General features: G+C 74.4%; 17 protein-coding genes and 1 tRNA gene. 15 read left to right on the top strand and 3 right to left on the bottom strand.

The genetic code is table 11. The features are described from left to right. Nucleotides 1-37 precede the first annotated feature (37 nt). From ACZ5HG_RS14975 to ACZ5HG_RS14910, 14 genes are all read left to right on the top strand, one after another. Nucleotides 38-1282, top strand: a complete 1245-nt coding sequence (locus ACZ5HG_RS14975; protein WP_464177693.1) for a glycosyltransferase family 2 protein — start codon at nucleotides 38-40, stop codon at nucleotides 1280-1282. Between the two features lie 134 nt (nucleotides 1283-1416). Beyond that, the gene (mfd, locus tag ACZ5HG_RS14970) at nucleotides 1417-5109 is read left to right on the top strand and encodes a transcription-repair coupling factor (protein WP_464177691.1); all 3693 of its coding nucleotides are present in this window, start codon (nucleotides 1417-1419) and stop codon (nucleotides 5107-5109) included. Nucleotides 5110-5197: 88 nt separating this feature from the next. Next, a complete protein-coding gene (locus ACZ5HG_RS14965; RefSeq protein WP_464177689.1) occupies nucleotides 5198-5773 on the top strand; it encodes a SurA N-terminal domain-containing protein in 576 nt (191 codons plus the stop codon). Beyond that, nucleotides 5770-6456 (top strand): nucleoside triphosphate pyrophosphohydrolase, encoded by a 687-nt coding sequence (gene mazG / locus ACZ5HG_RS14960; RefSeq protein ID WP_464177687.1) that lies wholly within the window; start codon nucleotides 5770-5772, stop codon nucleotides 6454-6456. Before ACZ5HG_RS14965 ends, mazG begins: the two co-directional genes overlap by 4 nt. Before the next feature lie 294 nt (nucleotides 6457-6750). Further along, on the top strand, nucleotides 6751-8313 hold the full coding sequence (locus ACZ5HG_RS14955; protein ID WP_464177685.1) for a Re/Si-specific NAD(P)(+) transhydrogenase subunit alpha: 1563 nt from the start codon (nucleotides 6751-6753) through the stop codon (nucleotides 8311-8313). Nucleotide 8314: 1 nt separating this feature from the next. After that, a complete protein-coding gene (gene pntB / locus ACZ5HG_RS14950) occupies nucleotides 8315-9706 on the top strand; it encodes a Re/Si-specific NAD(P)(+) transhydrogenase subunit beta (RefSeq protein ID WP_464177683.1) in 1392 nt (463 codons plus the stop codon). Nucleotides 9707-9840: 134 nt separating this feature from the next. Next, complete coding sequence (eno, locus tag ACZ5HG_RS14945; RefSeq protein WP_464177681.1) at nucleotides 9841-11121, top strand: phosphopyruvate hydratase; 1281 nt, start codon at nucleotides 9841-9843, stop codon at nucleotides 11119-11121. A gap of 255 nt (nucleotides 11122-11376) precedes the next feature. After that, on the top strand, nucleotides 11377-12402 hold the full coding sequence (locus ACZ5HG_RS14940) for an FtsB family cell division protein (RefSeq protein ID WP_464177679.1): 1026 nt from the start codon (nucleotides 11377-11379) through the stop codon (nucleotides 12400-12402). 132 nt (nucleotides 12403-12534) lie between these two features. Continuing rightward, on the top strand, nucleotides 12535-13083 hold the full coding sequence (locus tag ACZ5HG_RS14935) for a DUF501 domain-containing protein (protein ID WP_464177677.1): 549 nt from the start codon (nucleotides 12535-12537) through the stop codon (nucleotides 13081-13083). A 58-nt stretch (nucleotides 13084-13141) separates the two neighbouring features. Continuing rightward, nucleotides 13142-14104 (top strand): Ppx/GppA phosphatase family protein, encoded by a 963-nt coding sequence (locus ACZ5HG_RS14930; protein ID WP_464177674.1) that lies wholly within the window; start codon nucleotides 13142-13144, stop codon nucleotides 14102-14104. 191 nt (nucleotides 14105-14295) lie between these two features. Then, on the top strand, nucleotides 14296-14625 hold the full coding sequence (locus ACZ5HG_RS14925) for a PadR family transcriptional regulator (protein ID WP_464177672.1): 330 nt from the start codon (nucleotides 14296-14298) through the stop codon (nucleotides 14623-14625). After that, entirely contained in the window at nucleotides 14622-15803 is a 1182-nt protein-coding gene (locus ACZ5HG_RS14920) for an HAAS signaling domain-containing protein (RefSeq protein ID WP_464177670.1), read from the top strand. The genes ACZ5HG_RS14925 and ACZ5HG_RS14920 overlap by 4 nt, the downstream gene beginning before the upstream one ends. A gap of 80 nt (nucleotides 15804-15883) precedes the next feature. Beyond that, nucleotides 15884-17314, top strand: a complete 1431-nt coding sequence (locus tag ACZ5HG_RS14915) for an NAD(P)/FAD-dependent oxidoreductase (RefSeq protein WP_464177668.1) — start codon at nucleotides 15884-15886, stop codon at nucleotides 17312-17314. A 103-nt stretch (nucleotides 17315-17417) separates the two neighbouring features. Then, nucleotides 17418-17491 (top strand) — tRNA-Leu (locus ACZ5HG_RS14910). Nucleotides 17492-17501: 10 nt separating this feature from the next. On the opposite strand, the gene ACZ5HG_RS14905 is transcribed toward ACZ5HG_RS14910, so the two are convergent. Continuing rightward, nucleotides 17502-18287, bottom strand: coding sequence for an ABC transporter permease (locus tag ACZ5HG_RS14905; RefSeq protein WP_464177666.1), 786 nt, complete (start codon nucleotides 18285-18287; stop codon nucleotides 17502-17504). An 86-nt stretch (nucleotides 18288-18373) separates the two neighbouring features. Here ACZ5HG_RS14905 and ACZ5HG_RS14900 point away from each other — a divergent pair, with 86 nt between their 5' ends. Next, nucleotides 18374-19219, top strand: a complete 846-nt coding sequence (locus ACZ5HG_RS14900) for a nucleoside hydrolase (protein WP_464177664.1) — start codon at nucleotides 18374-18376, stop codon at nucleotides 19217-19219. On the opposite strand, the gene ACZ5HG_RS14895 is transcribed toward ACZ5HG_RS14900, so the two are convergent. Together ACZ5HG_RS14895 and ACZ5HG_RS14890 are read right to left on the bottom strand one after the other, a co-directional pair. Continuing rightward, a complete protein-coding gene (locus ACZ5HG_RS14895) occupies nucleotides 19216-20205 on the bottom strand; it encodes an Ig-like domain-containing protein (protein WP_464177662.1) in 990 nt (329 codons plus the stop codon). The genes ACZ5HG_RS14900 and ACZ5HG_RS14895 overlap by 4 nt on opposite strands. Further along, nucleotides 20202-20810 carry a zf-HC2 domain-containing protein gene (locus tag ACZ5HG_RS14890; protein WP_464177660.1) on the bottom strand — a complete coding sequence of 203 codons (609 nt, stop codon included), beginning with the start codon at nucleotides 20808-20810 and terminating at the stop codon, nucleotides 20202-20204. The genes ACZ5HG_RS14895 and ACZ5HG_RS14890 overlap by 4 nt, the downstream gene beginning before the upstream one ends. Nucleotides 20811-21154 lie beyond the last annotated feature (344 nt).

Here is a 21154-nt window from a genome sequence, read left to right as displayed (position 1 = left end):
CGATCCTCGCGGGCATGCCGCGCCTGAGGAGGTGTCCGTGCTCGATCCGCTCCCCGCGCGCGCCGACGTCTCCGTCGTCGTCTGGGTGCCCGAGGACGCGCGCCCCGGGCCGATGCTCGCCGGTCTGCTCGCCGCCCTCGACCACGCCGAGCGCGGGCACGCCGAGGAGGCGCGGTCGGCCGGCGCCCGCCACGCCTGGCTGCGCGGCGAGCGGCTGCGCGGCGAGATCGTGCTGGTCGCCGACGTCTCCGAGGACGCCGCCACCGGGCTGCTGGGCGGCTGCACCGACCCGCGCGTGCGGGTGGTCCGGGCGCAGGGTGCCGGCCGGGGACGCGGTCGCAACCTCGGCGTCGCCGCCGCGACCGGGCGCTACCTGCTGTTCACCGACGCCGACGTCCGGGTGCCCGAGCACTGGGCCTGGGCCATGGTCGCCCCGCTGCGCGCCGGGCACGCCGACCTGGTCGCCGGGGCCGTGCGGCTCGCCCCGCACCTGGAGCGCCCGTGGACCACCCCGGAGGTCTCCGCCGCCTACCTCGACGTCGTGCCCGACCCGCCCGCCGTCGGACGGGAGTTCGCCGGGACCAGCATGGGCGCCAGCCGCGCCGTGCTGGAGTCCGTCGGCTTCGACGAGGCGCTCGGCCGGGGCCGCTACCCCGGGGCCGACGACATCGTCTTCCGCCGGGACGTGATCGCCGCCGGGTACCGCGAGCACGCCGTCGCCGACGCCGTCGTCGAACGCTGGGCCGACCCCGCCGAGGTCACCCCGCGGGCGCTGGCCGCCCGGGCGCGCGCCCACGGCCGGTGCGCCGCCTACGTCGACCGCCACCTGCGCGGCACCCGGCGCGAGCTGCTGCCCGGCCTGGTGCGGCTGGCCACGCGCACCGTCGAGCTCGCCCTGCACGCCGCCGTCCCGGGCCGCCCCCGGATCCGCGTGCTGCGCACCCGCACCGCGGTCGCGTACCACCGCGAGATGCTGCACCTGCGCTCCGAGCCCGCCCGGGTCCGCCCGCGCGGCGCCGCCCGTGACCTGCCCACCGTCACCGCCGCCCTGCGCGCAGTCGCGCCCGCCGTGCCGCTGGTCTCCCGCGCCGAGGTCGCCCCGACCGTGCTGCCCCCGCTGGCCGACGCCGAGGCCGACCTCGCCGCGCAGGCCGTCGAGGCCGCCACCCGCGGGACCTCGCGCGGGGCGGTCGCCGAGTTCTGGAAGCGGGACCGGCTGCGGCGGGTCAGCGCGTTCCCGGTCGAGGGCCGCACGGCGCTGCGCCGCACGTCGGGGGTCTGACCGCACCGTCGCACGCTTCGCCCGGGCCCGTGTCGGAGGCGGCTCGTAGACTTCTGGACGACCCCGGGTCCCATGGATCCGGGGTTCTCGTGCTGTCCGTGCATGCGCCCACCGCGCGCGGTGAGAGGAACCTGATGAACGTCTCCGGCCTGCTGCCCGTCGTCCTGGCCGACCCTGCCGTCGCGCGCGCCGTCGAGCAGGTCGTCGCCCGCGGGGAGCTCGACGTCGTCGGCCCCGCCGGCATCCGCCCGCCGCTGCTCGCCGCCCTGGCCGGTGCCCGCGCGGGCGCCACCACGCCCGAGGGCGCCGCACCCGGGTCCGTGGGCGCCCCCGCCGCTGCGCCCGACGCCGCCAGGGACGCCCGCCGCTCCGGCCGCCCGCTGGTGGTCGTCACCGCCACCGGCCGCGACGCCGACGAGACCGCCGCCGCCCTGCGCTGCTACCTGCCCGAGGACGACGTCGCCGTGCTGCCGTCCTGGGAGACGCTGCCGCACGAGCGGCTCTCCCCGCGCTCCGACACCGTCGCCCGCCGGCTCGCCGTGTTCCGCCGCCTCGCCCACCCCGGCCCCGCCGGGCACACCGGGCCGATCCGGGTGCTGGTCATGCCGGTGCGCGCCCTGCTCCAGCCCGTCGTCGAGGGGCTCGGCGAGCTGGAGCCGGTCGAGCTCGCCACCGGCGACCGCGCCGACCTGTCCGAGGTCGCCGAGCGGCTGGTCGCCGCCGCCTACACCCGGGTCGACATGGTCGAGCGCCGCGGCGAGTTCGCGGTCCGTGGCGGCATCCTCGACGTCTTCCCGCCCACCGAGGACCACCCGCTGCGCATCGAGTTCTGGGGCGAGGACGTCGAGGAGATCCGCTGGTTCTCCGTCGCCGACCAGCGCAGCCTCGAGGTCGCCACCCACGGCGTGTGGGCCCCGCCGTGCCGGGAGATCCTGCTCACCGACGCCGTGCGGGAGCGTGCCGCCGCCCTGATCGAGCGGCTGCCCGGCGCCACCGACATGCTCGACAAGCTCGCCCAGGGGATCGCCGTCGAGGGCATGGAGTCCCTGGCGCCCGCGCTGGTCGACCGGATGGTCCCGGTGCTCGACCTGGTGCCGGACGACGCGCTGCTCGTGCTCGCCGACCCGGAGCGGGTGCGCCGCCGCGCGCACGACCTGGTCGCCACCACGCAGGAGTTCCTGGCCGCCGCGTGGACCTCCGCCGCCGCCGGTGCGGCCACCCCGCTCGACCTGTCCGCCGCCTCCTTCGCCTCCTTCGCGGAGGTGCGGGCGCTGGCCGCCGTGCGCGGCCTGGGCTGGTGGACGCTCAGCCCGTTCACCCTGGACGCCGACGCGGTGGACCCCGACGCCGAGCAGGTGCGGGGCGAGGACGCCACCACCCTGGTCGTCGGCGCCCGCGAGGTCGAGCGCTACCGCGGCGAGGTCGCCCGCGCGATCGACGACGTGCGACGCCTCCAGCAGGACGGCTGGCGGCTGGTGCTCGCCACCGAGGGCCACGGCCCCGCCCAGCGGATGACCGAGCAGCTGCGCGCCGCCGACGTGCCCGCGCGGCTGGTGCCGGCCCTGGGCGAGGAGCCCGAGGGCGGCGTCGTGCTGGTCACCCCGGCGCAGGTCGGCCCCGGCTTCGTCGCCGAGGACCTGCGCCTCGCGGTGTTCTCCGAGTCCGACCTCACCGGCCGCGCCGGGTCCTCCACCCGCGACATGCGCAAGATGCCCAGCCGGCGGCGCAACGTGGTCGACCCGTTGCAGCTGCGTCCCGGTGACTTCGTGGTGCACGAGCAGCACGGCGTCGGCCGGTTCGTCGAGCTCGTCTCGCGCACCATCGGTTCCGGCGCGTCCGCGACCACCCGCGAGTACATGGTGATCGAGTACGCCTCCTCCAAGCGGGGGCAGCCCGGCGACCGGCTGTTCGTGCCCACCGACCAGCTCGACCAGGTGACCAAGTACGTCGGCGGCGAGGCGCCCAGCCTGAACAAGATGGGCGGCACCGACTGGGCCAAGACCAAGGGCCGCGCCCGCAAGGCGGTCAAGGAGATCGCCGGCGAGCTCATCCGGCTCTACAGCGCCCGCATGGCCACCCCCGGCCACGCCTTCGGCCCGGACACCCCGTGGCAGCGCGAGCTCGAGGACGCCTTCGCCTACGTGGAGACCCCCGACCAGCTCGCCACCATCGACGAGGTCAAGGCCGACATGGAGAAGTCCGTGCCGATGGACCGGCTGATCTGCGGCGACGTCGGCTACGGCAAGACCGAGATCGCCGTGCGCGCCGCGTTCAAGGCCGTGCAGGACGGCAAGCAGGTCGCGGTCCTCGTGCCGACCACCCTGCTCGTCCAGCAGCACCTCGACACCTTCACCGAGCGCTACGCGGGCTTCCCCGTGACGGTCAAGGCGCTGTCGCGCTTCCAGACCAAGGCCGAGTCCGAGGCCGTCGTCGACGGGCTGCGCGAGGGCTCGATCGACGTCGTGATCGGCACGCACCGCCTGATCACCGGCGAGATCCGGTTCAAGGACCTCGGCCTGGTGATCATCGACGAGGAGCAGCGCTTCGGCGTCGAGCACAAGGAGACCCTCAAGGCCCTGCGCACCAACGTCGACGTGCTCGCGATGAGCGCCACGCCGATCCCGCGCACCCTGGAGATGGCCGTCACCGGCATCCGTGAGATGTCCACCCTGGCCACCCCGCCGGAGGAGCGGCACCCGGTGCTGACCTTCGTCGGCGCCTGGGAGGAGAAGCAGATCTCCGCCGCGATCCGCCGCGAGCTGCTGCGCGAGGGCCAGGTGTTCTACGTGCACAACAAGGTCGAGTCGATCGAGCGCACCGCGGCCCGGCTCAACGAGCTGGTGCCCGAGGCCCGGATCGCGGTGGCCCACGGCAAGATGAACGAGCACCAGCTCGAGCAGGTGATCGTCGACTTCTGGGAGAAGCGGTTCGACGTGCTGGTCTGCACCACGATCGTGGAGACCGGCCTGGACATCTCCAACGCCAACACCCTGATCCTGGAGCGCGCCGACCGGCTCGGCCTGTCCCAGCTGCACCAGCTGCGCGGGCGCGTCGGCCGCGGGCGAGAGCGGGCCTACGCCTACTTCCTCTACCCGCCGGAGAAGCCGCTCACCGAGACCGCCCACGACCGGTTGCAGACGATCGCCGCGCACACCGACCTCGGCGCGGGCATGGCCGTCGCCATGAAGGACCTCGAGATCCGCGGCGCCGGCAACATGCTCGGCGGCGAGCAGTCCGGGCACATCGAGGGCGTCGGCTTCGACCTCTACATCCGCATGGTCGGCGAGGCCGTCGCGTCCTACCGCGGCGACCAGCCGGAGGAGCTGCCCGACGTCACGATCGAGCTGCCGGTGGACGCGCACATCCCGCACGACTACATCGCGCACGAGCGGCTGCGCCTGGAGGCCTACCGCAAGCTCGCCGCCGCCGCCGACGAGGCCACGCTCACCGAGATCTCCGCCGAGCTGGTCGACCGGTACGGCGCGATCCCGCAGCCGGTGACCAACCTGTTCGCCGTCGCGCGGTTCCGGCTGCACGCCCGCACGGCCGGCCTGACCGACATCACCGCCCAGGGCAAGTTCGTCCGGCTCGCCCCCGTCGAGCTGCCCGAGTCCGCCCAGCTGCGGCTCAAGCGGCTCTACCCGGGCTCCGTGCTCAAGCCGGCGCTGCGCACGATCCTGGTGCCGTTCCCCACCACCGCGCGGATCGGCGGCAAGCCGCTGCACGGCGAGGCGGTGCTCACCTGGGCGCGCGAGCTGATCGACGCCGTGGTGCTCGGAGACGTCGCCGCGGCGGCGGCGCGGGGGACGGCGGGCGCCGCGCGCTGATCGGCGCAGGTTCGGGCCCTACGATGGGCCGGACGGAGGACGCGACGACGAGGACGGCGTCGCCACCACGCGTGGACGAGGGGTCGATGTGAGCAAGAGCAGGATCCGGGTCGGTGCGGTCGCGGGTGCGCTGCTGCTGGTCGGCGCGCTGACCGCGTGCAGCGGCGGGCAGCCCGGCGCGGCGGCGGTCGTGCACACCGGCGACAGCACGCGGGTGATCAGCACCTCCGACGTCGACACCGCCACCCGTGAGCTGGCCGACGTGCTCCAGGGCGTCACGCCCGACGCGATCACCCAGGTGCTCGTGCAGGAGCCGGTGCTGATGCAGGTCGCCGCGGACGAGGGCGTCGGCGTCTCCTCCAGCCAGGTCGACGAGTTCTTCACCACCGCGATCGACCAGGTCGGCCTGGACGCCGACCGCACGTTCAGCGAGCCCTCGCGTCGCGTCGCGCAGTTCGTGCTCGCCCGCAACGCGCTCAGCCAGCTGACCGACGCCACCTCCGCCAACGAGGCGCTGACCACGGCCGTCGCGGACATGAAGATCGACCTGAGCCCGCGCTACGGCACGGTCGCCGCGGACGGCAGCGTCGGCGCGACCACCTACGACTGGCTCGTGCCGGTCGTCTCCGAGGCCGACGCCGCCGAGGCGACCACCCAGCCGTGACCGAGCCGACGGCCGCCCCGGCACCGACCGACCCGTCCGGCACCGTCGACCCGCTGCGGCGCCTGGTCGCCGTGATGGACCGGCTCCGCTCGCCGGGCGGCTGCCCCTGGGACGCCGAGCAGACCCACGCCTCGCTGGTGCCCTACGCCATCGAGGAGGCGCACGAGGTCGCCGAGGCCGTCGAGAACGACGACCGCGACAACCTGCGCGAGGAGCTCGGCGACCTGCTGCTCCAGGTGGTGTTCCACGCCCGGATCGCCCAGGAGCACCCCACGGAGCCCTTCGGCGTCGACGAGATCGCCGACGGCCTGGTCGCCAAGCTGGTCCGCCGGCACCCGCACGTGTTCGCGGACGCCGAGGTGGCGGACGCCGACGGTGTGCACCGGCAGTGGGAGCAGATCAAGAAGACCGAGAAGCAGCGCGAGTCCGCCCTCGACGGCGTGCCCCGCGGCCTCGGCGCGCTGGCCCGCGCCCAGAAGATCGGCTCCCGCGCCGGCCGTGCCGGGCTGCTGGACGCGTCGGCCGGTGCGCCGGGCACGGCGCCCGCGGACGCGTCGATCGGGGAGCGCCTGCTGGCCCTGGTGCTGGAGGCCGAGGCGGCGGGCGTCGACGCCGAGGGCGCCCTGCGCGGCACCGCCCGCACCTGGGAGGACGGCCTGCGCGCCACCGAGCGCGCTCGCTGACCCGTCCTCGCGCTGCCCGCGCTCGCCGAGAGTGCACGAAAGCACCCTTCCCGGGCTCGGAAGCCCGCTTTCGTGCAATCTCGGTGCGCCGTGCGGGTCGGCATCCCGCGCGCGTCTCGGCAGGTGGACGTGCGGGTCGGGGATGATCGTCGTGCTGGTCAGGTAGCCGGCAGGTCCCGGGCCCAAGGTCCGGCACGTCCCCGGCCCGCTCTGGGCAGGATGGACCCGGCCGCGCCGCAGCGCGCGGCCCGTTCGCGCCTCCGGGCGCACACGTACCCGAAGGAGGAGGGGTCGATGAGGATCGGCGTCCCGAAGGAGACCAAGGCGGGTGAGCGCCTGGTCGCCGCGACGCCCACGACCGTGGGCCAGCTCGTCGCGCTGGGCTACGAGGTCGTGGTCGAGCACGGCGCCGGCGCGCACGCGAGCTTCCCCGACGCGGCGTTCACCGCCGCCGGGGCCGCGGTGGCCGACGCCGACGAGGTGTGGGCGAGCGACGTCGTGACGGTCGTGAACGCACCGACCGACGCGGAGATCGCCGCGCTCACGCCGGGCGCGACCGTCATCGCGATGATGGCGCCCGCCGGGCACCCCGAGCTGGTCACCGCGCTGTCCGAGCGCGGTGTCACGGCGCTGGCCCTGGACGCCGTGCCGCGCATCTCCCGCGCCCAGGCGCTGGACGTGCTCAGCACCATGTCGAACGTCGCCGGCTACCGCGCGGTGATCGAGGCCGCCGAGGAGTACGGCGGCATGTTCACCGGTCAGGTGACCGCCGCCGGCAAGACCGCCCCCGCCACCGTGTTCGTGATCGGCGCCGGCGTGGCCGGCCTCGCCGCGATCGGTGCCGCCGGCAGCCTCGGTGCGCAGGTGCGGGCGTTCGACGTCCGCCCCGAGGTCGGCGAGCAGATCGAGTCCATGGGCGCGTCCTTCGTGCAGGCCGAGGTCGCGCAGCAGGAGGTCTCCTCCGACGGCTACGCCAGCGCGCTGACCGCCGAGCAGGAGCGCCTCACCGCCGAGATGTACGCGGCGGAGTCCGCCAAGGCCGACATCGTCATCACCACCGCCCTGGTCCGCGGCACCGCGCCGCGCACGATCACCGCCGAGATGGTCGCCGCCATGCGGCCCGGCAGCGTGATCGTCGACCTCGCGGCCTCCGGCGGCGGCAACTGCGAGCTCACCGTCCCCGGCGAGAAGGTCGTCACCGAGAACGGCGTGACGATCCTCGGCTACACCGACCTCACCAGCCGGATGGCGCGGCACACCTCGCAGCTCTTCGGCACCAACGTGGTCAACCTGATGAAGCTGCTCACCCCGGGCAAGGACGGTGCGCTCGTCCTCGACCTGGACGACGTGGTGCAGCGCGGCATGACCGTGACCAAGGCGGGGGAGATCCTCTGGCCCCCGCCGCCGGTGCAGGTGTCCGCCGCGCCGGCCGCCGCCCCCGCCGAGGTGGTGCCCGCGGTCGACCCCGCCGAGAAGGCCCGCCTCGACCGCGAGGCCGCGCAGGCCAAGGGCCGTCGGCAGCTGGTCGGCTACGGCCTGGCCGCGGTGCTGCTCGCGCTGGCGATCACCTTCTCGCCCGCCGCGTTCACCGGCTACTTCACGGTGTTCGTGCTCGCGGTGTTCGTCGGCTACTACGTGATCTCCAACGTCAGCCACTCGCTGCACACGCCGCTGATGGCCCAGACCAACGCGATCTCCGGGATCATCCTGGTCGGCGCGCTGCTCCAGATCGGCAGCGACTCCTGGTGGGTCTCCGCCCTGGCGTTCGTGGCCGCCGCCGTGGCCAGCATCAACATCTTCGGCGGGTTCCTCGTCGCGTTCCGCATGATCGGCATGTTCCGGAAGGAGGAGGTCTGAGATGACGCTCACCTCCCTGGCCCAGGGCGTGTACGTGGTCGCGGCCGTCCTGTTCGTGCTCAGCCTCGCGGGCCTGAGCAAGCAGTCCACCGCCCGGCGCGGCAACGCCCTCGGCATGGTCGGCATGGGCCTCGCGCTCGCCGCCACGATCATGCTCAGCCTCGACCAGAGCGAGCGGCAGGTGCTGGTCACCGGTCTGCTGATCGCCCTGGTGCTGGTGATCGGCGCCGGCGTCGGCACCTGGCAGGCCCGTCGGGTCGAGATGACCCAGATGCCCGAGATGATCGCCGTCCTGCACAGCTTCGTCGGCCTCGCCGCGGTGCTGGTCGGCATCAACTCCTACCTGACCGAGACCCACGCCGACGCGGTGCACCTGGTCGAGGTGTTCCTCGGCGTGCTGATCGGTGCGGTCACCTTCACCGGCTCGATCGTGGCCTACCTCAAGCTCTCCGCGCGCATCAAGTCTGCGCCGCTGATGCTGCCCGGCCGCAACCTGATCAACCTCGGCGCGCTGGTCGCCTCCGCCGGCCTGATGGTCTGGTTCCTCGCCAGCCCGTCGCTGCTGCCGCTGCTGCTGATGACCGTGGTCGCGCTCGGCCTCGGCTGGCACCTGGTCGCCTCGATCGGCGGCGGCGACATGCCCGTCGTCGTGTCGATGCTCAACTCGTACTCCGGGTGGGCGGCGGCCGCGGCCGGCTTCATGCTCAGCAACAACCTGCTGATCATCACCGGCGCCCTGGTCGGCTCCTCCGGTGCGATCCTCTCGTACATCATGTGCAAGGCGATGAACCGCTCGTTCGTCAGCGTGATCCTCGGCGGCTTCGGCGCCGAGGGCGGCACCGTGGCGTCCTCCGGCGACACCGACTACGGCGAGCACCGCGAGGTGCAGGCCGCGGAGGTCGCCGAGATGCTCAAGAACGCGAGCAGCGTCGTGATCACCCCCGGCTACGGCATGGCCGTCGCCAAGGCGCAGTACCCGGTGGCCGACCTCGTCGCCCGCCTGCGCGCCTCCGGCGTGGACGTGAAGTTCGGCGTGCACCCGGTCGCCGGCCGCCTGCCCGGGCACATGAACGTGCTGCTCGCCGAGGCCAAGGTGCCCTACGACATCGTCCTCGAGATGGACGAGATCAACGACGACCTGGCCTCCACCGACGTCGTGCTGGTGATCGGTGCGAACGACACCGTGAACCCCGCCGCCCTGGAGGACCCGGGCTCGCCGATCGCCGGCATGCCGGTGCTCGAGGTCTGGCACGCCAAGCAGGTCATCGTGTTCAAGCGGTCCATGGCGACGGGTTACGCCGGCGTGCAGAACCCGCTGTTCTTCCGCGAGAACACGGCGATGCTGTTCGGCGACGCCAAGGACCAGGTGGAGAAGATCGTCCAGGCGCTCTGAGCGTCTGAGCACCCCCGCACCCGGCCTCGCCACCGAGGGTTCACCGGGCGCTCGACCAAGGTCCCACCGTCGTTCTGGCGAACCGGCACTAGGCTGAGGTCGCAAACCCATCGTTGTCTGTACGAAGGAGCACCATGGCCAGCATCGAGGCCGTCGGCGCCCGCGAGATCCTCGACTCGCGCGGCAACCCCACCGTCGAGGTCGAGGTCGCCCTCGAAGACGGCACGATCGCCCGCGCGGGTGTGCCCTCGGGCGCCTCCACCGGTGCGTTCGAGGCCGTCGAGCGCCGTGACGGCGACAAGTCCCGCTACCTGGGCAAGGGTGTGCAGGACGCCGTGAACGCGGTGATCGACGAGATCGCCCCCGAGATCATCGGCTTCGAGGCCACCGAGCAGCGCCTGGTCGACCAGGCCCTGATCGACCTCGACGGCACCCCGAACAAGGGCAAGCTCGGCGCCAACGCGATCCTGGGCGTGTCCCTGGCCGTCGCCAAGGCCGCGGCCGACTCGGCCGACCTGCCGCTGTTCCGCTACGTGGGCGGCCCGAACGCCCACGTGCTGCCCGTCCCGATGATGAACATCCTCAACGGCGGTTCGCACGCGGACTCCAACGTGGACATCCAGGAGTTCATGGTCGCCCCGATCGGCGCCACGACCTTCCGTGAGGCCCTGCGCACCGGCGCCGAGGTCTACCACTCCCTCAAGTCCGTGCTGAAGAGCAAGGGCCTGTCGACCGGTCTCGGCGACGAGGGCGGCTTCGCGCCGAACCTCGAGTCGAACCGCGCCGCGCTGGACCTGATCCTCGTCGCGATCGAGAAGGCCGGCTTCGTGCCGGGCAAGGACGTCGCGCTCGCGCTCGACGTGGCCGCCACCGAGTTCTTCAAGGACGGCGCCTACCAGTTCGAGGGCAAGGCCACCTCGCCCGCCGACATGGTCGCCTTCTACGAGCAGCTCGTCGCGGACTACCCGCTGGTCTCCATCGAGGACCCGCTGTCCGAGGACGAGTGGGGCACCTGGACCGAGCTCGTCGGCAAGGTCGGCGACAAGGTGCAGATCGTCGGTGACGACCTGTTCGTGACCAACCCGGAGCGTCTGGCCAAGGGCATCGAGCTCAAGGCCGCCAACGCCCTGCTGGTCAAGCTGAACCAGATCGGCACCCTGACCGAGACGCTGGACGCCGTCACCCTGGCCCAGCGCAACGGCTTCACCACGATGACCTCGCACCGCTCCGGCGAGACCGAGGACGTCACCATCGCCGACCTGTCCGTCGCGACCAACGCCGGCCAGATCAAGACCGGTGCTCCGGCCCGCGGCGAGCGCATCAACAAGTACAACCAGCTGCTCCGCATCGAGGAGGAGCTGGACGACGCCGGCCGTTACGCCGGCGCGTCGGCCTTCCCGCGCTGGAAGGCCTGAGCCTCGCACGCTCGAACCGGAGGCCGGTGACCCTGACGGGGTCGCCGGCCTCCGGCGTGTCCGGGGCTCGTGCACGCACCCGCGCCCGTGCGTCGATCTCGCCGAGTTGTCATCCCTTGTCGCTTCCGGGCGCGCTGAAGCGACAAGAGATGACAACTCGGTGAAGCGTGGGCGCGCGGAGGTGCTGTGCAGATCACGGGACACGGGCACGGTGCCTGCGGGGCAGGGGCTCGCGGGCGGGGCACAATCGGAGCCATGCCCGCCGCACGCCGTCCCGCCGCGCCCTCGGGCGTGCCGCGCCCGGCCGGCGAGCGGGCTGCGGACGAGCGTGCGACCGACCGCAGCGGCGAGCGCGGTACGGGGGATCGGGCGGAGCAGCGACGGGTGGTGCGGCAGGCCCGCCCCGACGCCCCGCAGACCGCGCGTCCGACCTTGGGCTCCCCACGCCGGCCCACCGCGCCGACCCCGCGCGTCCCCGGCGCCGGTGCCGCACGTCCGTCGGGCACCCCCGCGCCGCGTGCCGCGCAGCCGCCGGCCCCGCGCACCCCGCAGTCTCCCGCCCCGCGATCCGCGGCGCAGCCCCCAGCCCCGCGCTCGCCGGAGCCCGCGCGCACCGCCACCCCGCGCACGAGCACGCCGTCGGTGCCGCGTCCGGTGGCCCCGCGGGTGCGCTCGGCCCCCTCGGCGGCGCCCCGGGGGGCGTCTTCCCGGCCGACCAGCCGCCCCGACGCGGGCGGTCGCGGGTCCGGCGGTGGCGGTCGTGGTGGCCACGGGCGCGCGGAGCAGGTGCAGCAGCGGGTGCCGCGGCTGTTCACCGTGCGCGCGATGGTGATGCTGATCGTGCTGTCGATCGCGTTCGTGCTGGTGTTCCCGACGCTGCGGCAGTACCTGGACCAGAAGGTGCAGCTCGACCAGCTCCAGGCGCAGGTGGACGCGGCGGAGGCGCAGAACGACGAGCTCCAGGCCGAGCTGGACCGCTGGGCCGACCCGGCCTACGTCGAGGCGCAGGCCCGGGAGCGGCTGGCGTTCGTGATGCCGGGGGAGCGGGCGCTGCGGGTGTCCGACCCCGAGGTCGTGCCGGACACGACGACCACCGACGAGCCGACCGCCGGCCCCGCGGTCACCGCCGACCCCTCGCGGCCCTGGTACGCGCAGATCTGGGACTCGGTGCAGATCGCGGGTGCGGCGGGCACCGGGACCTCGGCGGACCAGGACCCGGCCGGCACGGGGGACAATGGCACGACGCCCACGTCGGACGGGTCCGTCGCGCCGACGCCCTGAGCGGCCCTGCGCGGGCTCGGCCGGTGCTGTCGCCCTCGGCCCGTGCCCGTACGGAGCCGGTCCGGCGGCGCGCCCGACCCGTCCGCACCAGGGCCGCCCGCACGACAGCCCGCACGACCGATCGAGGACCGCATGACCGACCTGCCGCCGAGCCCCGTCGACACCGCCGAGGTGCCGCGCGCCCGCCACGACGCCCCGGAGGTCACCGAGGCCGATCTCGCGGTGCTGCGCGAGCAGCTGGGCCGTCCCGCGCGCGGGGTGGCCGGTGTCGCCGCCCGCTGCGCCTGCGGCCGACCGCTGGTGGTGCGCACGGTCCCGCGCCTGGACGACGGCACGCCGTTCCCGACCACGTACTACCTGACCTGCCCGCCGGCGACCTCGGCGGTGAGCACCCTCGAGGCCACCGGGCTGATGAAGGAGCTGACGGCTCGCCTGGGCGAGGACGCCGACCTGGCGGCGGGCTACCGGCGCGCGCACGAGGCGTACCTGGCGGACCGCGCGGAGCTCGGCGAGGTGCCGGAGATCGCCGGGATCTCGGCGGGCGGGATGCCGACCCGGGTGAAGTGCCTGCACGTGGTCGTCGGTCACGCGCTGGCCGCGGGGCCCGGGGTGAACCCGGTGGGCGACCTGGTGCTGCTGATGCTGCGCGACACCTGGCGCCCGGACCGCTGCACCTGCTGACCTCCGGCTGGACCCCGCGCGGCGCGCGCGGTGGGTGCGGGATGGGAGGATGTCCGGCGTGACGCGTGTGGCTGCCATCGACTGCGGGACCAACTCGATCCGGCTCCTGGTGGCCGACGCCGACCCGGCGACGGGGACGCTGCGCGACCTGGACCGGCGCATGGAGGTCGTCCGGCTCGGTCAGGGCGTGGACCGCACGGGCCGGATCGCGCCGGAGGCGATGGCGCGCACGCTGGACGCCGCCCGCCGGTACGCGCAGGTCTGCGAGGACCTCGGGGTCGAGACGATCCGGTTCGTGGCGACCAGCGCCTCGCGCGACGCCGAGAACCGGGACGAGTTCGTCGACGGCGTGCGTGCCGCGCTGGGCGTGGTGCCCGAGGTGATTGGGGGCGTCGAGGAGGCCACGCTGTCGTTCCGCGGGGCCACCGGCGTGCTGGGGACCTCGCGTCCGGGGCCGTTCCTGGTGGTCGACCTCGGCGGCGGCTCCACGGAGGTGGTGCTGGGCACGACGGCGCCGGAGGCGGCCTACTCGATGGACGTGGGCTGCGTGCGGATCACCGAGCGGCACCTGCGCACCGACCCGCCGACGGCGGACGAGATCGCCGCCGCCGAGGCCGACGTGGCCGCCGCGCTGGACGTCGCCGCCGGCGTCGTGCCGCTGGGCCGGACCGCCACGCTGGTGGGGCTCGCCGGGTCGGTGACCACGGTGACCGCGCACGCCCTGCGGCTGCCGGCGTACGACCCGCGTGCGATCGACGGGGCGGTGCTGCCGGTCGAGACCGTGGTGGCCGCCTGCGACGACCTGCTGGTCCGGGACCGTGACGCACGGGCTGGCCTCGGCTTCATGCACCCGGGGCGGGTGGACGTGATCGGTGCCGGCGCCCTGGTGTGGCGCGCCGTGGTGCGTCGCGTGCAGGCCGAGGTGGCGGCGTCCGGGGGATCGCTGACCGAGGTCGTCACCTCCGAGCACGACATCCTCGACGGCATCGCCTGGAGCGCCGCGGAGCGCCACCCCGCCTGACCCCGCGCGACACGCGTGACGTCCGGTACCGAGTTGTGCCAGGTACTGCGCAATCTGTACTACCGTGTGTCCTGCGGGAGCCGAGGAGGGTCGGCATCCCGCACCACGCAGCGGTGGCGCGGCGGTCCGGAGGGGCCCGCCGCGCCACCGTCGGTGCCCGGCCCGCGCGGCCGGCTGGTGCAGGAGGTCCGGTGGACACGACCCAGCTCTTGAAGGGCGTGCTCGACGTCGCGGTGCTCGCCGTCGTCGCGGAGGAGGACGGCTACGGCTACGACGTCGTGCGCCGGCTCCGCGCGGCGGGGCTCACCGAGGTCGGCGACGCGTCGGTGTACGGCACGCTGCGGCGGCTGTACTCGTCGGGGGCGCTGACCTCCTACGTGGTGCCGAGCGACGAGGGTCCGCACCGCAAGTACTACGGGATCAACGCGCAGGGCCGGGCGATGCTCGCCAGCCAGCGCACGGACTGGCGCGAGTTCGCCGCGACGATGTCGCGCCTGCTGGACCTGGAGGGGGCAGCGTGAACGGCACGGCTCCGACGCCCGCGGGATCGACGGGCGTCACGGATGTCGCGGCCTACGCCGCGCAGGTGCGCGCGCACCTCGTCGGCATGGACGCGGACCAGGTCGACGACCTGACCGACGGCCTGGAGGCCGACCTCGCCGACGCGCTGGCCGACGCGCCCGGTGCGGGCGACGACGCGCCGGACCTGGTCGCCCGGTTCGGCGAGCCCGCCGACTACGCCCGTGAGCTGCGGGTGGCCGCCGGCCTGCCCGAGCCGGTCTCCGCGCCTCGCCGGCGGCGCGGTCCGGTGGCGGTGCTGCGGTCGACCGCGGGGCGCGCCCGGGTGCGGGTGCTCGCGTGGCTCGGCACGCAGGCGTGGTGGCCGACGGTCCGCGACTTCCTGCTCGCCTGCCGGCCGATCTGGTGGCTGGCCCGCGCCTGGGTGGCCTACCAGGTGGTGCTGGTGTTCACGACGGGCGGCACGGGCTGGGTGCCGACCGACGGCGGGCGCCTGGTGCTGTTCGTGGTGCTCGCGCTGATCAGCGTCCAGTGGGGGCGTGGGCGCTGGCGTCCCCGGGCGATCGGCTGGGTCCCCGGCGCGGTGAGCGTGGCCGCGGTCGTCCTCGCGCTGCCGGTGGTGATCACCGCGCACAACGACGCGATCCGCTGGCGCACCGAGTACGTCTACGGCGACTCCGGCACGGTGCAGGCGACTCCCCAGCCCCAGGACGGCGTCTACGTCGACGGGATGCAGGTGAGCAACCTGTTCGTCTACGACGCCGAGGGCAATCCGCTCCAGGACGTGCAGATCTACGACGACCGCGGGCGCGCCGTGCGGACCACGGGCGGCGACGGCTGGCAGAGCTGGGAGCTGCCCGGGGTGCCCGACCTGTGGAACTTCGTGCCGGCGACGGACGAGGACGGCCGGCGGCGGTGGAACGTCTACCCGCTGCGCGGCGCGCCGTCCGAGGACTTCGACTGGAACTCCACCGAGTCCGATCTGCTGAGCCCCCCGCTCAAGGACGGTGTCGAGGCCAAGCTGCCGCCGCGCCCGTTCGCGAAGGCGCCCTCGCTGGTCGAGGTGGCGCAGCCGGAGGCGACCGCCGACACCGCGGACGAGCCCGCGACGAGCGGGGACGAAGGTCCCTCGCCCGACGCGACGACGGCCACCGAGCCGGGCGCGACACCCGCGTCCTGACGCATGATCTAGGACTTTGTGCCCAGAATCACGTGGCCCGGGGTCGCTGAAAAACGTCACGTGGCCGTACCGTATTTCCTATGCCTGACTCGACTCCGACCCCTGTGGCCAAGCCGCGCAAGGTGCCCCGCATCGTCATCCTCGGCGGTGGCACCGTGGGGCTGTACTCCGCGCAGCGGCTGCGCCGCCGGCTCGGCAACCGCGAGGCCGCCATCGTCGTGGTGGATCCGCGCCCGTACATGACCTACCAGCCGTTCCTCCCGGAGGCGGCGGCGGGCTCGATCGACGCGCGCCACGTGGTCGCCCCGCACCGCAAGGCCCTCAAGGGCGTCGACGTGCTCCAGGGCAAGGTCTCCGCGATCAAGCACGCCGACCGCACGGTGCAGATCACGCCCGAGGAGGGCGAGGCGTACTGGATCACCTACGACCACCTCGTCGTGGGCCTCGGCGCGGTCGCGCGTACGCTGCCGATCCCCGGGCTGGCGGAGGAGGCGATCGGCTTCAAGAACGTCGAGGAGGCCATCGCCGTCCGCAACCACGTGCTCGGCCGGATCGACCTGGCGTCGTCCACCTGGGACCAGGACCTGCGCAGGCGGATGCTCACCTTCACCTTCGTCGGCGGCGGCTTCGCCGGCGTCGAGGCGATCGGCGAGGTCGAGGACATGGCCCGTGACGCGGTCAAGCAGTACAAGACGATCGAGGCCTCCGACCTGCGGTTCGTGCTGGTCGAGGGATCGCGGCGCATCCTGCCCGAGGTCTCCGAGGAGCTCGGCGGCTACACCCTGGAGCAGCTGCGCAAGCGCGGCATCGAGGTCTACCTGTCGACCTTCCTCAACTCCTGCGTGAACGGCGACGTCGTGCTGTCCGACGGCACCGAGTTCGGCTCGGAGACGATCGTGTGGACCGCGGGCGTCAAGGCCAACCCGGTGCTCCAGGACTCCGACCTGCCGCTGGACAAGATCGGCCGCGTCACCACCCTGCCGACGCTCCAGATCGTCGACGCCGAGGGGAACGTCGTCCCGGACGCCTACGCCGCCGGCGACTGCGCCGCGGTGCCGGACCTGTACAACCCCGGCGCGTTCTGCCCGCCGAACGCCCAGCACGCGCTGCGCCAGGCCAAGCACCTCGCCGACAACCTCGCCAAGGTGCTGCGCTCGGCGGAGCCGACCGACTACAAGCACAAGAACGTCGGTGCGGTCGCGTCCCTCGGCATGTACAAGGGCGTCGCGCAGATGTTCGGCACCATCAAGGTCCGCGGCTTCTTCGCCTGGGTGCTGCACCGCACGTACCACGTGTTCGCGATGCCGACCCTGAACCGCAAGATCCGCATCATGGCGGGCTGGACCGGCAACCTGCTGTGGCGTCGTGAGGTCGTGCCGCTCGGCTCGCTGCACGACCCCCGTGCGGAGTTCCGCGCCGCCTCGGAGCCGCCGAAGCCGCGCGTCGAGGCGACGCCGGAGGAGCACGCCGCCGTGCCGAGCGAGACCGCGCGCCCGGCCACCACGGCCTGAGCCACGCACCACGACGCCCGCCCACCCGCACCGCCGGGTCGGCGGGCGTCGTCGTGCCCGGGTGCCCACGGTCCGGGGCGATGCGGTGGCAGGATGGCCCCGCGCCCCCGTAGCCCAACCGGCAGAGGCAACCGGCTTAAACCCGGTCGAGTGCGGGTTCGACCCCCGCCGGGGGCACCGCCCGCCGCTACCCCGGTGCCGCCGCGTGCGCCCCGCGGTCCCGCACCGCGTGCGCCAGGTCGTCCGGCACCAGTCGCCCGCTGCGGATCAGGTGGTAGCCGACCGCCACGGTGACGGTCTGCGCCGCGACCAGCCCCACCAGCACGAGCACCTGCGCGACGCCGGCCTGCACCGGGCTGCCGCCACCGAGGATCACCCCGACGAACGCGCCGGGCAGGGTGACCAGGCCGACGGTGCGGGTCTGGTCCAGCCCGGGGACCAGCGCCTCGGGCAGCAGGTGCCGGGCGACGACGTCGACGGCCTGCCGGGGGCGCATGCCGAGCGCGAGCCCGGCCTCCAGCAGGTCGTGGTGCTCGCGCAGGGCGGCGAACACCCGCCGGCCGGCCAGGGAGTGCGCGGTCATGGTGCCGCCGATCACGATGCCGGCGAAGGGGACCAGCGAGGCGCCGTTCAGCGGCACGGCGCGGGCGCCGAAGATGATCGCGAGCACCGGCAGCACGCCGGCGGCCATCGCGGCACCGGCCCACAGCCAGGCACGCGGGGCGCCGACGCGGCGGGCGGTGGTGAGCACGGCGATCGTGAACATGACCAGCGTGAACGCGGCGGACAGCCAGAGCGAGCGCAGCACCGCGGTGAGGATCAGCGCGACGGCGGCGAGCTGGACCACGGCGCGGGCGGCGGCGACCAGGATCGTCCGGTGCTGCCGCAGGCCGGTGACCAGCGAGGCGGTGACCGCGAGCGCGACGAGGACGAGGAGGGCGATCAGGACCCCCGGGCCCGGTTCGGCGTGCACGGGGCCAGCGTAGGGGGCCCGGGTCGATCGAAAATGTGTCGGCGAACATGTTTTTGATCGACCCGCTGAGCAGACAGGAGATCACCGTGGCACCGACGCTGCGGATCGCGCGGCGCTGCCGCGTCGTCGTCGACAACGACTGGGCCGGAGACCCGGACGGGCTCGTGGCGCTCGCGCACCACCTGCTGTCGCCCGGGCACCGGGTGGACGCGGTGACGAGCTCGCTGATCCCGCCGACGTTCGGTCCCCCGGAGGGGCGCGCCGCCCACGGGGCCGACCTGGCCGCGGAGCTGGTCGCGCTGGTCGGCGGGGAGCACCGGCCGACCGTCCACGCCGGTGGTGACCTGCCGTTCGACGTCGCGCGGGACGGGCTGTCCGACGCCGCCGCCGCGATCGTGCGCGAGGCGCACCGCGTGGACCCGTTGCCGCTGGTCGTCGTGTGCGGGGGACCGCTGACCAACGTCGCCGAGGCGCTGCGCGCGGACCCGTCGATCGCCGGACGGTTGACCCTGGCCTGGGTCGGCGGCTCGCGCACCGGGCAGCCCGAGTACAACCGCGACACCGATGCCGCCGCCGCCGAGGCCGTGCGCTCCACGCCCGGGCTCGCGCGCTGGGAGTACCCGCTGGAGACCTACCGCTCCTGCGCCTGGACGGTGGCACAGATCGAGGAGACCCTGCGCGCCTGCGGCACCCTCGGCGCCTGGCTGTGGGACCGGTTCGTCACGCTGCCGCTGCCCGAGTGGCTCGAGGTGGACGCCGTCTGGTCGCTCGGCGACTCGGTGCCGCTGATCGGGACCGCGCTGGGCGCCGAGCACGGCGACTGGGAGGAGGTCGACGGGGCCCGGGTGTGCACCCGGGTCGACACGCACCTGCTGCTGGGCGACAAGACCGCGCTGCTGCGCCGGCACGCCCGGGCTGCGGCGGGCGGCTAGGGCACCACGAAGGTGACGGTGCTCCAGATGCCGAGCAGCCCGCGGGCCGGGTCGGCGTAGCGGACGCCGAAGGTGTGCGTGCCGGGCGCCAGGTCGTAGACGACGCGGACCAGCGGCTGGGCCTCCAGCACGTGCGTGCGGCCGGTGGTGACGCCGTCCACGGCGGCATGCACGGACAGCCCGGCGGTGCCGGTGAAGCGCACCTCCAGGTCGTCGGCCAGGCCGTCGCCGTCCTGGTCGGTGAGCGTGACCGTGCCGCCCTCGGTGGGGGAGACGACCTCGGGCGCGGTGAGCGTGAACGGGCCGAGCGGGTCGGAGGCGGGGGAGGTGACCCCGTTGACCTGCTGCTCCACCACCAGCGTGAACGCCTGCCCGGCGAGCGCGGGCAGGTCGGCGGCGATCTGCCAGTTCCCGTCGGCCCCGGCGCGCACGGTGCCGGCGACGGTGCCCTCGGGGGTGCGGACGGTGACGTCGGCGCCGGGCTCGGCGCGGCCGACCAGCAGGGGCAGGTAGTGCGGGTCGTCCACCACCGAGACGATCGTGGGCGCGGCGACCGGGTCGACCGGGTCCACGGGATCGACGGGATCGACCGGGTCCACGGGGTCGACCGGACCGGGGTCGACCGGCAGCACCGGCGGCGACGGCACCGCGGGCACGACCTCGACCACGTCGGCGGTGTCGGTGGCGGCGGCATTGCGGGCAGAGGCAGAGCGGTCGGCGCGCGCCTGCCCGCGGGCGTCCTCTGCCGCGGGCGCGGGCGGTGCCGCGAGGGTGCCCGCCTCGACGGCCGCCGCGGGATCGTCCGCCCTGTCGTCGGTGCCTTCGCCCGCTCTGCCGTCGTCCCCGCGATCGGCCCGATCGGCCTGATCTGCGCTCTCGGCCTGCGCCTCCGCGCTGCTCACCGCGGTCGGCGTGGCCGCATCCGTGGAGCGCACCCAGGCGGTGACCCCGGCGACGGCGGCCAGCGCCACCACCGCGACGATCACCGCAGCGACCGCCGCCGCCCCGCTGCCCCGACGCACCCGCCGGACGACCCGCCCGCGCCCCGCCGCCCCGGCAGCCCCGGACGTCCCCGCAGCCCCAGCGGCGCCGGGTGTCCCGAGCACCCTCGGCAGCAGCGCCCCGCGCCGAGCACCGCAGGCCACAGCACCCCGGCGAGCCGGGCGCGCAGCAGGATGTCCGCCTCGTCGCCGACCTCGGCCACCAGCACCGGGCAGTCCTCGCACTCGTCCACGTGCGCCTCGAACCGGCGCAGCGCCCGGGCCGGCAGGGCGCCCCGGTGGTAGTCGCCGACCCGCTCGGCCACCCAGCGGCAGGCGGGCTTCTCCGGCAGGTGGGCCACGTGCGCCTGCAACCAGGCCCGGCGCAGCCCCTCGCGCGCGCGGTAGGCGAGGGCAGCGGCGGAGTTGGGCGCCAGGCCGAGGATCGGCGCGACCTCGGCGGGGCTGAGCTCCTCGAGCTCGGTGTACCAGAGCACCTCGGCCCAGGCGGTCGGCAGCGAGGCGTAGGCGCGGCCGACCAGCGAGCCCTCGGTGAGGCGTGCGGTGTGGTCGGTCTGCTCGACGGGGTGGTCGGCGTCGTCGATCGGCACGGTGGGGGGCGGTACGGGTGCCCCAGGTCGCCGCGAGCCGCTGGAGGGTCGTGTACAGGTACGGCCGGAACGGTCCGTCGGGCCCGCGCCCCGCCCGGAGCGCCTCGAGGATCCGAGCGAAGGCCTCGGCCACCAGGTCGTCGGCGTGGGCAGCACGACGTGGATCGCCTCCCTGGGATCGCGCCGGGGACTCGCCGACGCGCTGGGATCGTAAGCAGACAACTCGTCAGGAAACGCCCATCTGGCCGCGACCTTCACCCGAAGGGAGGAATCCGGCAGATCGGGCAGCGCTTTCCGCGTCATGACCCGCTCCGTCCTCGGTCGTGCGTGTCGGTGGGAGCCGA

The organism is Cellulomonas sp. GTC20042, from assembly GCF_055389595.1.
This window is presented reverse-complemented; position numbering and strand designations above follow the sequence as displayed.

Excerpts from the sequence above, each read along its gene's own strand:
- eno (WP_464177681.1), top strand. The coding sequence starts at position 9,841 with ATGGCCAGCATCGAGGCCGTCGGCGCCCGCGAGATCCTCGACTCGCGC.
- pntB (WP_464177683.1), top strand. The coding sequence starts at position 8,315 with ATGACGCTCACCTCCCTGGCCCAGGGCGTGTACGTGGTCGCGGCCGTC.
- ACZ5HG_RS14955 (WP_464177685.1), top strand. The coding sequence starts at position 6,751 with ATGAGGATCGGCGTCCCGAAGGAGACCAAGGCGGGTGAGCGCCTGGTC.
- ACZ5HG_RS14935 (WP_464177677.1), top strand. The coding sequence starts at position 12,535 with ATGACCGACCTGCCGCCGAGCCCCGTCGACACCGCCGAGGTGCCGCGC.
- ACZ5HG_RS14940 (WP_464177679.1), top strand. The coding sequence starts at position 11,377 with ATGCCCGCCGCACGCCGTCCCGCCGCGCCCTCGGGCGTGCCGCGCCCG.
- mfd (WP_464177691.1), top strand. The coding sequence starts at position 1,417 with ATGAACGTCTCCGGCCTGCTGCCCGTCGTCCTGGCCGACCCTGCCGTC.
- ACZ5HG_RS14915 (WP_464177668.1), top strand. The coding sequence starts at position 15,884 with ATGCCTGACTCGACTCCGACCCCTGTGGCCAAGCCGCGCAAGGTGCCC.